This is a genomic window from Streptomyces sp. NPDC023838, assembly GCF_040639555.1.
GTDB lineage: Bacteria > Actinomycetota > Actinomycetes > Streptomycetales > Streptomycetaceae > Streptomyces.
The window spans coordinates 38,802-51,563 of the sequence record NZ_JBFAAD010000007.1 but is presented as its reverse complement, the minus strand read 5'-3'; the positions used below and the strand labels follow the sequence as shown (position 1 = coordinate 51,563).

General features: G+C 71.3%; 10 protein-coding genes. 6 read left to right on the top strand and 4 right to left on the bottom strand.

Translation table 11 applies throughout. The features are described from left to right. Positions 1-16: 16 nt before the first annotated feature. Genes AB0G17_RS11135 through AB0G17_RS11120 form a run of 4 tightly spaced genes read left to right on the top strand, consistent with a single transcriptional unit; the run spans position 17 to position 4,363 of the window. On the top strand, positions 17-487 hold the full coding sequence (locus AB0G17_RS11135) for a GPW/gp25 family protein (RefSeq protein WP_361379090.1): 471 nt from the start codon (positions 17-19) through the stop codon (positions 485-487). Further along, the gene (locus AB0G17_RS11130) at positions 487-2,445 is read left to right on the top strand and encodes a putative baseplate assembly protein (RefSeq protein WP_361379087.1); all 1,959 of its coding nucleotides are present in this window, start codon (positions 487-489) and stop codon (positions 2,443-2,445) included. The genes AB0G17_RS11135 and AB0G17_RS11130 overlap by 1 nt, the downstream gene beginning before the upstream one ends. 53 nt (positions 2,446-2,498) lie before the next feature. Beyond that, positions 2,499-3,008 (top strand): phage tail protein, encoded by a 510-nt coding sequence (locus tag AB0G17_RS11125; protein WP_361379812.1) that lies wholly within the window; start codon positions 2,499-2,501, stop codon positions 3,006-3,008. Continuing rightward, the gene (locus tag AB0G17_RS11120; RefSeq protein WP_361379084.1) at positions 3,005-4,363 is read left to right on the top strand and encodes a zinc ribbon domain-containing protein; all 1,359 of its coding nucleotides are present in this window, start codon (positions 3,005-3,007) and stop codon (positions 4,361-4,363) included. The genes AB0G17_RS11125 and AB0G17_RS11120 overlap by 4 nt, the downstream gene beginning before the upstream one ends. A 66-nt stretch (positions 4,364-4,429) precedes the next feature. Here the strand turns inward: AB0G17_RS11120 and AB0G17_RS11115 are convergent, their stop codons facing one another. Then, positions 4,430-4,942 carry an N-acetyltransferase family protein gene (locus tag AB0G17_RS11115; protein ID WP_361379809.1) on the bottom strand — a complete coding sequence of 171 codons (513 nt, stop codon included), beginning with the start codon at positions 4,940-4,942 and terminating at the stop codon, positions 4,430-4,432. A gap of 118 nt (positions 4,943-5,060) precedes the next feature. Then, on the bottom strand, positions 5,061-5,849 hold the full coding sequence (locus tag AB0G17_RS11110; RefSeq protein ID WP_361379081.1) for a VOC family protein: 789 nt from the start codon (positions 5,847-5,849) through the stop codon (positions 5,061-5,063). A 192-nt stretch (positions 5,850-6,041) separates the two neighbouring features. On the opposite strand from AB0G17_RS11110, the gene AB0G17_RS11105 reads away from it, so the two are divergent. Continuing rightward, entirely contained in the window at positions 6,042-6,602 is a 561-nt protein-coding gene (locus tag AB0G17_RS11105) for a flavoprotein (protein WP_361379078.1), read from the top strand. Between the two features lie 208 nt (positions 6,603-6,810). After that, entirely contained in the window at positions 6,811-8,103 is a 1,293-nt protein-coding gene (locus AB0G17_RS11100) for a phosphatase PAP2 family protein (RefSeq protein ID WP_361379806.1), read from the top strand. A 58-nt stretch (positions 8,104-8,161) separates the two neighbouring features. Here AB0G17_RS11100 and AB0G17_RS11095 read toward each other — a convergent pair whose 3' ends face one another. Then, entirely contained in the window at positions 8,162-9,949 is a 1,788-nt protein-coding gene (locus AB0G17_RS11095) for a ferritin-like domain-containing protein (RefSeq protein ID WP_361379075.1), read from the bottom strand. Beyond that, positions 9,949-12,678, bottom strand: a complete 2,730-nt coding sequence (locus AB0G17_RS11090; protein WP_361379072.1) for a molybdopterin cofactor-binding domain-containing protein — start codon at positions 12,676-12,678, stop codon at positions 9,949-9,951. The genes AB0G17_RS11095 and AB0G17_RS11090 overlap by 1 nt, the downstream gene beginning before the upstream one ends. Positions 12,679-12,762 lie beyond the last annotated feature (84 nt).

Genomic DNA, 12,762 nt, shown 5'->3' with positions numbered 1-12,762 from the left:
GGCAGGTGCCCGGCTGATGGCCGAACAGTTCGTCGGGTCCGGCTGGGCGTTTCCCCTGCGCATCGGGCCCACCGGCGGTATCGCGCTGGTCAGTGGCGAGCGCGAGGTCGAGGAGGCCATCCGGCTCGTCCTGGCAACCGCGCCCGGGGAGCGGCCGATGCGCCCCGAGTTCGGCTGCGCCATCCACGACCTGGTCTTCGCCCCGGTCAACGAGCAGACCGCGGGCCGTATCCAGCACGAGGTCCTGGTCAGCCTCGACCGCTGGGAGCCGCGCATCGAGGTGCACGACGTCGAGGTCACCGCCGGCACCGACCAGAGCGTGCTCTTCATCGACGTGCGCTACGCGATCCGCGGCACCAACAACCCGCGCAGCCTCGTCTTCCCGTTCTACGTCATTCCCTCCCACGAGGAGCCCGGAGAGCCGGGCCCCGTGGACGGTCCCGGCGGACCGGCCGGCCCCGGAACCTTCCCCGAAAGCGAACACTGATGTCCCTGCCCTCACCCAACCTCGACGACCGCCGCTTCCAGCAGTTCGTCGACGACGCCAAGCGCTACATCCAGCAACGCGCCCCCGAGTGGACCGACCACAACGTCTCCGACCCGGGTGTCACCCTCGTCGAGACGGTCGCCCACATGGCCGACCAGATCGTCTACCGCCTCAACCGGGTCCCGGAGAAGAACCACCTCGCCTTCCTCGACCTGGTCGGCATCACCCTCTTCCCGCCGGCCGCGGCCCGTACCGACGTGACCTTCTGGCTGTCCGCACCGCAGGAGGAGGCCATATCGGTGCCGGTGGGCACCGAGGTCTCGACCGTGCGCACCGAGCGCGACGAAGCCGTCGTGTTCGCCACCGAGCGCGACCTGACCGTCGTCCCGTGCTCCCTGAACCACGTCGTGGTCCAGCAGCGCGGCGAGCCCGTCGCCGACCGCACCGCCGACCTCGTCGAAGGCCGGGACATGGCGTGCTTCGCCGAGTCACCGCGCCCCGGCGACTGTCTGCTCCTGGGGCTCACCGCCGCCGTCCCGCACTGCGCGCTCGGACTCGAACTCGACAGCCGCGTCGACGGCGTCGGCGTCGACCCCCGTCAGCCCCCGCTCGAGTGGGAGGCGTGGACCGAGGACGGCTGGCAGCCGTGCGAGGTCGACCGCGACGGCACCGGCGGCCTCAACCGCCCCGGCGACATCGTCCTGCACATCCCGGGCGGCCACGTCCTGTCCCGCACCGGCGGCCAGGAGGCCGGCTGGGTGCGCTGCCGCGTCACCGAACCCCGGTCCGGCCAGCCGTTCTACACCACCACTCCCACCATCCGCTCCGCCGAGGCCTTCACCATCGGCGCCACCACCCGAGCCGTCCACGCCGAAACCGTGTACGACGAAGCCCTCGGCGAATCCACCGGCCTGCCCGGCCAGCGCCTGCGCCTGGCCCATGCCCCCGTCGTCGGCGACACCCAGCCCCTGCTGCTCCAGACCGCCGCGCACGACGGATGGCAGGACTGGCAGGTCGTCCCCCACTTCGCCGCCTCCCGCCCCGACGACCGCCACATCACCCTCGACGCCGCCACCGGCGAGATCGCCTTCGGCCCGGCTGTGCGCGAACCCGACGGCACCCTGCGCCAGTACGGCGCCTGCGCCCCCAAGGGCTCCGTCATCCGCGCCCGCCGCTACCGCACCGGCGGCGGCCGCTCCGGCAACGTGGCCCGCGGCGCCGTCCAGGTGCTGCGCACCTCCATCCCGTACGTCGCCGAAGTCGTCAACCGCGAGGCCGCCCGCGGCGGCGTCGACGGCGAGACCGTCGAGGAGGCCAAGCTCCGGGCGCCCATCACGCTGCGCGCCCAGGACCGCGCGGTCACCCTGCGCGACTACGAGGAACTCGCCCGCCGCGCCGCCCCCGAGACCGCCCGCATCACCTGCCTGGAAGGGGAGGAGGGCGACCACGGCGCCTACGCGGTACGCGTCGTGGTCGTCCCGCAGGCCGTCCCCGACCCCGGCGGCCGGCTCCGCTTCGAACAGCTCGTGCCCGGCGACGACCTGCTCGGCCGCATCACCCGCCACCTCGACGAACGCCGCCTGATCGGCACCCGCTTGGCCGTCGGCCCGCCCTACTACCAAGGCGTCACCGTCGTCGCCACCGTCCACGCCTTCCGCGGCACCGACACCGACCGCGTACGCCGCCAGGCGCACGACGCCCTCTACCGCCACCTCGACCCGCTCACCGGCGGCGCGGACGGCCGCGGCTGGCCCTTCGGCCGTCCGGTCCAGTCCGGCGAGGTCTTCGCCGTCCTGCAGCGCGTCCCTGGCGTCGAGCTCGTCGACGAAGTCGTCCTGCACCCCGCCGACCCCCTCACCGGCAAACGCGGCGACCCCACCGACCGCATCGACCTCGACGCCCCGTCCCTGGTCTTCTCCTACGACCACCGCGTCCGCGTCATCGGGGACGTCACGTGAGCGGCGGCAGGGGCTCCATCGACGGGCTGGGTTCCTCGGCCCCCATCGGCGCCATGCTCCCGGCCGTGTTCGCCGACGACGACCTCGCCCAGCGCTTCGTCGCCGGACTCGACGACGTGCTCGCCCCCGTCCTCAACGTCCTCGACTGCCTCGACACCTACTTCGACCCCGCCCTGACCCCCGTCGACTTCGCGCGGTGGCTCGGCACGTGGGTCGGCGCCGAGACCGACGGCACCGAACCCGAGCCCCGCTTGCGCGCCGCCGTCGCGGCCGCCGCCCGTCTGCACCGGGTACGCGGCACCCGGCGCGGCCTGAGCGAGGCGGTACGGCTCGTGTTCGGCGTCGCGCCCGAGATCATCGAGAGCGGCGGCGCCAGCTGGAACGCGCGCCCCCTCGGCCCGTTCCCCGGCACCCCGCGCCCGCACCTCCACGTCATCCTCCAACTGCCCGACCCGACCCCGGCCGACACGCACCGCCTGGACGCCCTGGTCGCCGCGGCCCGCCCCGCCCACATGCCCTACACCGTCGACGTGACCGCCGCTGAAAGGACCCCGCAGCGATGACCACCCACCACTGCGCCGAGTGCGGCACCCGCGCGGAACCGGGCCAGTCCTTCTGTGACTCCTGCGGCGCCGTACTCGGCTGGGACCGGGCAGGCGCCCGTGCGCCCCGCTCCGCGGCCACCGCGGACAGCGCCGCAGCCCGGGACACCCTCGACCGCCCCGGCCCCCGCGCCGGCAGCCCGGTGCCTGCCGCTGACCGGAACAACACCGGCACGGCCACGGACGCGACCACCGACGGGCGCGACCGGCCCGTCGCCGTCGACCACACACCCCATGCACCCCAACAGCCCCTCCCCGCAGACCCGGACACGACCCCCGACCGGGTCCCGGCGCCCACGAGCACCCCGGACCAGGGTGCCGACGGGCCACCGCGTGCTTCCGCCGGGTACGACGCGGGCGACTCCGCGCCCACGGTCCCGGTGGCCCCCGTACCGCCCTCCGGTACCGACGACGCACCGGACAGCGACCGGGCCCGCTCCCTGCTCGTCCCCGTCGCCGACCCGGCCGCCCCCAGTGCCGCCCCGCCGCCCGCCGTGGCCCCGGTGCTGCCCGGCCGCCCCGACGCCGACCGTCCGCAGGTCCGCGCCCCCGGCCTCTCCCAGGAAACCGGGGGCCCGCCCTGCCCCTGGTGCGCCACCCCCAACCGCGTCGACCGCCACTTCTGCGTCCGCTGCGCGATGCCGCTCGCCGACGAGGCCGTACAGCCCCCCGGCCACCGTCCCTGGTGGCGCCGGCTCCTCGGCCGGGACCGGGACACCCCCTGGGCCGGTGACCGGCCCCCGTTGCGCCGGGCGTTCGACCGCATCGGCACCTGGGTCGCCGCGGCTCTCGCCCTGACCCTGCTCGTCCTCGGCATCCTCTACATCCCCGACGCTGTCCAGGCCGGGCGCGACCACTTCGCCAAGCGCGCCCCGGTCGCCCCGGACGGCGTCCGCGCCTCACGCTCCTACCCCGGGCACGCACCTGCGCTCACCATCGACAAGCGGAGCAACACCTGGTGGGGACCGGGCGTCTCGCAGTCCGGCCAGGGCGAGTGGATCGAGTTCAGCTTCGCCGAGCCCACCCGTCTGCTGGACGTGATCATCACCCCCGGCGTCTCCGCCCGCGCCGAGCAGCTGGGCGCGTCGGCGCTGCCGTACCGCGTCAAGGCGACGGTGACCATGAAGGACGGAAAGACCACGACCCGCGACATCACCCTCGACCAGGGCGCCGGCGGCCAGCGCCGTCCCTTCCGTATCGCGGACGCCGTCAGGGTCCGCCTCACCGTCGAGTCGGCCTACGCGGTCTCCGGCGACAAACAGGTCGCCATCGCGGAAGTCGAGTTCTTCGGCCGGTCCAGCTCGAACAGCATCTGATCCACCGGCTCCCGGCTTCCTTCCCGCTCCCTGGCCCGGAGCGGGAAGAAGGCGTGGCGACGGCGGCTACAGCGGCCGTTGGAACCAGGCGACGTCCCAGAACTTCCCGAATTTCCGCCCGACTTCCCGGTACACCCCGACGGGCTGGAAACCGAAGCGCAGATGGAGCCGCTCCGACGCCTCGTTGGGCAGGGCTATCCCGGCGAGGAGCTGGCGTACGTCCTCGTGCTCCAGCACCGCGAAGAGCGAGGTGTACAGCAGGCTGCCGACACCGCGCCCGGCCTGCTCGGGCGCCAGGTACACACTGGTCTCGACCGAGGTCGAGTACGCCTGCTTCGGCCGGAACGCGCTGCTCGTCGCGTAGCCGAGGACCTTCCCGCCCTCCTCGGCCACGAGAAGCCGGTGCGGCCCGTGGTCCGGGTGGGACGCCAACCACGGGCGGCGCTGCTCGACAGTGAACGGCTCGATGTCGAAGGTGATCGGCGTCTCGACGACATAGTGGTTGTAGATACGGGTCAGCTCTTCGAGGTCCTCCTCGGTACCGGCCCGGACCCGAGTACCGGTGGCTGTCCCGTTCACTTTGCTACTCATCCGATGACGATAGTCAGCGCACGTTACGCCTTTGTTTCCCTTGTTTCCCTGGGGAAGAAGGCCCGGATGTCGCCGATGAGCCGGCGGTCCCGGTGAGCCGATGGAGTCAACCGGATTCCGGTCGGAAGGGCTTGATGACGGCGAACGTGCCGCCCTGCGGGTCCTGCACGACGGCCATCCGGCCCGTGAGCATGTCGAACGGCGGCTTGCGGACGGTGCCGCCGGCGCGGACCAGGGCGTCGACCGTGCTGTCGGTGTCATCGACGGCGAAGTACGTCAGCCAGTGCGAGGGCGTGCCCGGCGGGAGCTTGTCGAGCCCCTGCATCCCGGCGACGGCCCGCCCCTCCACTGCGAGGGCGAAGTAGCCCTCCTCGCCCTCCAACGGGCTGTTCGTGATGCCCAGGACGTCGGAGTAGAAGTGTGATGCGGCGTCAGGGTCACTGGTGTTGAGCTCGCTCCAGATGAACGCGCCGGGCTCGTTGACGACCTGCGCGCCGAGGAAGTCCCGGGCCTGCCACAGGCCGAACACCGCGCCGGTGGGGTCGGCTGCGAGCGACATACGGCCCAGCGTGAGCACGTCCATGCCGGGCATGACGACGCTGCCACCGCGGTCGGCGATCCCCTTCTCGCTGCTGTCGACGTCGGAGGCGGCAAGGTATGTGGTCCACACGGTCGGTGGGGTGGGCCCGCCGTCGGGCGATATGGCGGTTGTGATGCCGGCAACGGGCTTCCCGTCCAGGGTGCAGACGGCGTACCCACCGGTCTCCGGCGCCCCGGCCTCGCCCTCCCAGCCGAAGAGGTCGCGGTAGAAGTCGAGTGCCGCTTGCTGATCCGGGACCGTGAGCTCGACCCAGCAGGGAGTACCGGGCTGGTAGGGGCTGTTGACATCGGACATGAGCAGTCTCCGTAAGCTGATGGAACGGAACGCGGAACGGGAACGCGGAACGGTGTCGCAGCGATGAGCATCCAGTGACCTCTCCACCGGTAGGGCTCTCAAACCTCGCCCGCTCCCACCCGTCCCGCCCTCGCCGCCCTTCTCCATGGGGGCAGTTGCGTGTGATCCACTCGGCAGGGTGGGATGGGCCCCATGACAATGCCTCGGACTCTGTATCTCTTCTGCTCGGCGGCGCCACCGGTCTTCGATGTCGCCGGGGTGATCGAGGCGGCCCAGGCCGACGGCTGGGACGTCTGCCTCGGGCTCACGCCCACCGCCGCCCGCTGGCTGGACGGGAGTCTCGACGGTCTGGCGGCGCTGACCGGGCATCCGGTGCGCTTCGACTACAAGCTGCCCGGCCAACCGGACGTATGGCCGGAGCCGGACCTCATCCTGTTCGCGCCGGCCACCTTCAATTCGGTGAATGCGTGGGCCCTCGGCCTGACGAACAGCTTCGTTGTCGGGGTCGTGGCGGAGGGGATCGGCAAGGGGATCCCGATAGTGGCGATGCCGTGCGTGAACGCCGCGCACGTGCGGCATCCTGCGTTCGAGCGTTCCGTGGAGACGCTGCGGGAGGCTGGTGTGACGGTGCTGTACGGCGACGAGGACGGGTTCGTCCCGAACCAGCCGGGGGAGGGCCGGCCGGAGGGATACCCGTGGCACCTCGCCCTGACGGCCGCGGCTCGAGTCCTTCGCGTCACTCATGCCCGGTGAAGCCCTCGCGCCCCTCCGATAACATGATCGAAGGGCGTCCGCCCTCATCGTCCAACCTTCAGCGGGAAATCCAGGCGATCCGGCGCGAAGGATAAATCGTTTAAATAAATCTAACAAATCGGCCAAACAATTGAGACCTATGACGTCCCGAGCGCGTTCGCGAATAGACAACAGAATTGATTTCGCCGCGCCGCGTCAACCGCGGACGATGCTGTGGGTCACGGCGGCTGTGCTGACCCTCGGATTCCTCGCCGCGCTGGAGATCTTCGCGTATCACTACGGCGTGCCCGGGCCGATCACCGGCCAGGCGAAAGAAGTGGTGTTCGCCCCCAAGTCGGGGGCGCTGTTGTACGCCGGTATGGCGTTGATGATGGTCGTGCTCACCTGGCGGGAGCGATTCATCGCGGCGGGTGCCGCCGTCGGCATCGACGGCGTCTTCTTTCTCGTGCGGTGGGCGGTCGATGTCAAGCCGGTCTTCGGCAATGGCGCTTTTTGGGTGATTCTGGGATATGTGGTCATCGCTGTCACGCGTCGCGAAGGCCGGGAACGTGTCGTGCTCCTGAAGGGCATCGGGCTGGGCATGCTGCTCGTGCTCGGCCACAAGACGGGCGACACCTGGCTGCTCATCACGTCGAAGACCCGCCCCATGGTGCTCGACCAGTACGTGGTGATCGCCGATCACGCGCTGGGCAACCCGTCCTGGGTGGCCGGCCGGATCGTCGAGGCCACCGGCCCCGTCGGCTCCCACGTCCTCCACACCGTCTACGGTCAGCTCCCCCTGGCAGCGGCCGTCTTCGCGCTGTACCAGCTGCGCAACGTGGCAGCCGAACGCCGCTTCCCGGGCCACCACCTGGTGCGCACCTTCCTGGTCATCGGCCTGCTCGGGCCGGCCATCTACATGATCTTCCCCGTGGTCGGACCGGTCTTCACCTACGGCGACGGCGCCTTCGGCACCGGTGGCGGGCCATGGACGCTGGCTCACCTCTGGCCGGACACGGTGACGGCGATCAGCGCCCCGCACCCGGTGCCGTACGACGAGGTCACGCCGCGCAACTGCATGCCCAGCCTTCATACGGCATGGGCCACCACGCTTTTCATCCATTCCCGCAAGGGCTCACGGATCGCACGATTCGCGGGCGCCTTCTGGCTGATCGCCACCCTCAGTGCGACGCTGGGATTCGGTTACCACTACGGTGCGGATCTCCTTGCCGGTGTGGTGTTCGCGGTGACGGTCGAGGCAGCGATGCGCTCGTTCGACCGCGGCTGGGGCCGGTCAGGAATTCAGTTCGTCACGTACGGCGCCGTGGTGTTCGCGGCGCTCCTGGTGTCGTACCGCTACATTCCGCTGGAAATGGCCAACCATCCGTGGGTGTTCGGCCCTCTCCTCATTCTGGCGATGGCCTCGGTGGTGTACGGCTATGTACGCACCACCAGATCGTGGGAAGCGATGGACGCACCGGCGCGGCAACCGGCAGAACAGCCGCAACCCGAAATGGCCTGAGGCTCACTCGCCCTTACACGGAGCTCCTTGCGAGGAGCTCCGTGCGCGGAGCTCCGGATCATCGCCCGTCAGGCATCAGCGACAGCTCCCACAGCGTCTCCGGAGCACAGTTGGACGGGTAGTCGTACGGCAGGTGGCGGGCGTAGCGCTGCTGGTCGAGGGTGATCTGCTGCACCATGGTGCGGGTCAGGCGCAGGTTCTCCGCGTCATCCAGCCCGGCGGCGTACCCCGCCACGAAGGCGTCGAAGGGGAGGCCCTCGCCGTGGTGGGCCAGCGCGGTGGCCAGGCTGCGCATCGGGCCGGTCATGTGCCTGCGCGCGGCGCTGTGGAAGCTCATGCCCTGCCGATAGGACGCGTCCAGCAGCATGCACACCGCCCAGTAGTGGAGGTTGGCGAGGTGCCGTAGCGCCGGCACCGTTTCGTCGGGGACGGGACTGCCGGACGGTGGCAGTCCGCTCGCGTGGTTGAGGGGCACCACCGGGTGGTCCGGGCCGGCCGGATTCCATACGTCGGCGCAGTCCCGCAGGGCGGGATGGGTGCCCTCGAACATGGACCGGAACAGGGCGAAGTGTTCGCTCTCCCCTTCTTCGCGCAGCAGATCCAGCCGGGCGAACCAGGACACGTAGTCCAGCCGGTCGGGCTCCCGCTCGCGCAGCAGCTCCAGCACACGCGTGACCTTCCGGTACAGGCTGCCGACCTGGTTGGGGCGCGGGGCCGAGGGCGTCGCCGAGCCGAGCACCTCGTACAGGCGGTCGACGAAGGCCCGGTCCTCGGGGGTGTGCTGCTGGGCCGGGTCGACCGCGCTCGGCGATGCCTCGACGTACACGTACTTGGCCAGGCTGTGCAGGCTCAGTGGTTCCAGGACGAAGGCGAAGGGATAGATGTCCTGCTCGTACGGGAACTGCTGGCGGCCGAGGTGCGGGGCCGCACCGAGCGCGACGAGCAGCGAGTTGACGATGTCGAGGTGTGTCATCTCCTCGATGGCCACACCCATCAGGTGCAGCGGCCGGCCTCCGTAACGGTGGCTCGGCCAGCCGGCGAGGTCGGCGAAGCGCGGCACTTTGATCGAGAAGGCGGCGTACAGATACTGGACGAGCAGCGAGTGCTCGATCTCCGCTCCGTCACGCAGCAGACGGATCAGCTCCAGCGTGGGATCGTCGAACACCGGGGTGTAGCCGAGCCGTTCGGTGTCCGCCGCGGTCAGGGCAGACGTCCTGCTCGGCCGCCGGGCGGCCTTTCCGGCGGATGCCCCGGTCACCGGAGGGGCCGGTGGCGTGGCCGGGCCGGTTTCGGGCCATACCGTGGCGATCGCCGGATCCGCCGCACTCCGCGCGGCGGACAGGACGGCCGCCCGGTAGCGCTCGTAATCCGTACAGCGGCACACATGCGAGCCGAGGACGGTGTCGACGGCTTCCTCCAGCCGCTGCTCCCGCTCTTCGTCGTCCGCGGGGCGGCCCTCGCTCGCGTGGTCGACGACGACGCTGCCGGCGACCGCGAACCCGGCCGCGCAGTATCCGCACTGGAACGCCTCACGTTCCAGGAACGCCTGCTGTACGGGGTGCAGCGCACCGTCGGCCGCCAGGCCTTCCACGGTGGTGACGTCCCACCCACTCACATGCCGCATGCTGGTCATGCAGGCCTGACGTGTCACCACGGGAGCGTGGGGCCGGGTGCGGACAGCGACGGTGCAGGCGCGGCATTCCCCCATGGAGCAGCCGATCTTCGTCCCGGTCAGGCCCAGGTCCTCGTGCAGGAAGTGGACGAGCGACATGTCGCCGGGGACGGAACGGCCTTGGTGGCGCACGCCGTTGACGGTCAGGTCCAGATCGGTGTTCGGCTCTTGCATCACGACCGCCCGTCGTGGGGGAGGGCCAGGTCCGCCAGGCGGATCGGGGTACGGGAGGGCCAGCAGTGGTCGTCGCCGTGCCCGAGGGCGTGTGCGACGGCGTTGGCGACGGCGGGTGCGACGCTCGTCATCGTCGCCTCGCCGACGCCCTTGTGCCGCAGGCTCGGACTGCCGGTGCCGAGGACGCCCCCTGCGGGCAGGGGAACGAGAACCGTCTCGCGCCGGATCCCGGTGATGTCGGCGTACCGTGCCAGCCGGTAGCGGTCGAAGTTGACGTAGGGACCGGCGCCCGTCTCCGGGGGCAGCTCCTCGTGCAGTGTGTGCGAGATCCCCATGGCGAGGCCGCCCGCCACCTGGCCCTCCAGAGCGGACGGCAGCAGCGGGTCGCCCGCGTCCAGGAACGTCACCGCGTCCACCACCCGGATCGCCCCATGCCCCGGCACGAGCTCCACACCGATCAAGTGACCCGCCGCCGCGTACAGCGATCGCGGCACGACGTCCCCGCCCGGTCCACGCGCGGCCGGGGGTCTGAGCGGGCCGACCGGCGTGAGGGGAACAGGGTCGTCGTCGGGCGACCCGACGAGGGCCAGCGCGTCGACGGACGCCTCGTGGGACAGCCCGTCCACCTGGAACGTCGCCTGGGACCAGCCGTTGCAGAAGTAGCCGTGCGCCATGACACACGTCGCCCCTCCCACACGCACCACCTCACGCGCCAGGGCGGCGAGCGGCACCGGAGGGCGGCCCGGCAGCCGGACCGCGCCGTCCTGCCAAGCCGCCAGCAGGTCGGCGTCGGTGAGCGCGGGCTCGTCCAGCAGTGTGCGCGCGGCGGGCAGCAGCCGCAGCCGCAGGAGCGCGCGGCACGCCTCGCGCACCACGTGCACATGGAAGAACGCCGTCTTCGACGCGCTGCTCGCGCCATGGGACAGCGAGATCTTGACCTGGTCGTGCAGCCCGCGCTCCTTGAGCCGCTGGGCGAAGCGTTCGAACGGCCCCACCACACCGAGCCGGGCCACCGCCGGCACCCCGAGCACGCTGTGGGCGGCCTGTTCCAGCGCGCCCCGGGAGCCCTGCCCCATCTCCACGCTCTGGCCCCACACCACGACCCGGCCGTCCGCGCCGACCTGCACGGCCGTGTAGACACTGTCCTGGCTGGTTCCGTACGCCTCCATGCAGCAGGCGAAGCCGACCCCGTACAGCGTTCCGTCTCCGCGCCCCGCGACCCGGTCACGGGCCTCGTCGCGCCCTCGCCACAGCGTGTGGTCGCGAGCGGCCGCGCAGACTTCGGCGGCGGCGACATGGAACCGCAGCGGAGTCCCCGCGAGGTCCGTGTCCGGCTGAGGGGCATCGGCCGAGCCGTCTGCCGACCCGTCGCTCAGCGAGCGGACCGCGTTGGCCAGGCGGAAGTCGAGGGGGTCCATGCCGAGGCCCCGTACGGCGAACCGGTCGATCGCGGTCTCCAGGTTGAACGCCACCTGGGGAATGCCGAACCCGCGCATGGAACCGACGATGGGGATCGCCCGCTCCAGCACGATGGCGTGCACCGAGGCCCTCGGCACCCGGTACGGGCCGGTGGCGTGCAGGGCCGCCAAGCCCAGCACCGGCCCGTTGAGGTTGGCCTCGACACCTCCGCGCAGCACGATGAACGACCGCATCGCCCGGATCCGTCCGTCCGGATCGGCCCGGATCCAGCTGCGGACGGCCGAGGCATGCCGCTTCAAACCACCCTGGAACTGCTCGCGCCGGTCGTACGCCAGCCGCACGGGGCCGGGCGCGAACACGGCCGCGAGCGCCAGATAGTACGGGAACGGCGACTTGTCCCGGCCCCCGAACCCACCGCCGCAGTCCTTCGACCACAGCCGCACGGAACGCACGGTCGGATGCGCCGCGCGGCCCAGCAGCGCCTGGATGTCCGGCACGTCGCCGTGCGGCGACTGCGTCCCGAGCACCAGATGCAGGGTCCCGGAAGTCCGGTCCAGCCAGGCCAGTCCGGCCTCCGGCTCCAGGAACGCCGGGTCGATCTGCTGGGTGAAGGTCGTGGTGACGGCCAGGTGTGCTCCTGGCTGGGCCATGTCGGCCTCCACCGCCTGGAACAGGTGCTCCGCCTCGGTGTCGGGTTGTCCGCCTCTGACAAACGTCCCTTGCGCGGCGTCGTAGGTGACACGCCCTCGGTTCCAGTGGGAGTAACCGTCGGGCACCGTGCCGTCCAGCAGGTAGTGCGCCTGGCGCTGCGCGCCGGTGAAGGTCCGCCCCGTCCATGCCTCCAGATCCTGCGCGATCTGCTCCTCCTCCGTGGGCGGGAGTACGCCGGTGGCCGGGGCCGGGCCGTATGTCACCGGAGCAGCACCTTCTCGCAACTCCTGCGCCGCGCGTCGGAACCGTACGAAGTCGCCGTAGACCACGATGGCCACCGGCTGGCCGAGATAGTCGGCCGTCTCACCCGCGGGCAGAAGGGCCTGGACATCGTCGGCGGACACATGGTTGCTGTACGGGGGCTCCGGGAGGTCCGCGGCCGTGACGACCACGTCGGGCCGCAGCTCCTCCGGCAGCCGCCCGAAATCCACCCCCGTGAAGGGCCGGTCGACGTACCGGCTGCGCAGCAGCAAGGCATGTAGGCAGTCCGTCGGCCACCCCATGGCGGCCAGGTCCACCGGCCGGAAGTCGCTGGCGAACACCTTTTCGCCGGTGACCCTGCGCCTGCGTCCCTCGGCTGCGTCGCCGTCACTGCCCATGCTTCCGACCTCAACACCCACCACGGCGGGCGGCAAGCCAGGGTGCGCCTTACGGGGGGCACGGAGCACCACTGCGCGCCGCGC

What these genes read in the sequence shown, in the direction of transcription:
- AB0G17_RS11135 (WP_361379090.1), top strand. Translation starts at nt 17, where the DNA reads ATGGCCGAACAGTTCGTCGGGTCCGGCTGGGCGTTTCCCCTGCGCATC.
- AB0G17_RS11130 (WP_361379087.1), top strand. Translation starts at nt 487, where the DNA reads ATGTCCCTGCCCTCACCCAACCTCGACGACCGCCGCTTCCAGCAGTTC.
- AB0G17_RS11125 (WP_361379812.1), top strand. Translation starts at nt 2,499, where the DNA reads ATGCTCCCGGCCGTGTTCGCCGACGACGACCTCGCCCAGCGCTTCGTC.
- AB0G17_RS11120 (WP_361379084.1), top strand. Translation starts at nt 3,005, where the DNA reads ATGACCACCCACCACTGCGCCGAGTGCGGCACCCGCGCGGAACCGGGC.
- AB0G17_RS11110 (WP_361379081.1), bottom strand. Translation starts at nt 5,849, where the DNA reads ATGTCCGATGTCAACAGCCCCTACCAGCCCGGTACTCCCTGCTGGGTC.
- AB0G17_RS11105 (WP_361379078.1), top strand. Translation starts at nt 6,042, where the DNA reads ATGACAATGCCTCGGACTCTGTATCTCTTCTGCTCGGCGGCGCCACCG.
- AB0G17_RS11100 (WP_361379806.1), top strand. Translation starts at nt 6,811, where the DNA reads ATGCTGTGGGTCACGGCGGCTGTGCTGACCCTCGGATTCCTCGCCGCG.
- AB0G17_RS11095 (WP_361379075.1), bottom strand. Translation starts at nt 9,949, where the DNA reads ATGCAAGAGCCGAACACCGATCTGGACCTGACCGTCAACGGCGTGCGC.
- AB0G17_RS11090 (WP_361379072.1), bottom strand. Translation starts at nt 12,678, where the DNA reads ATGGGCAGTGACGGCGACGCAGCCGAGGGACGCAGGCGCAGGGTCACC.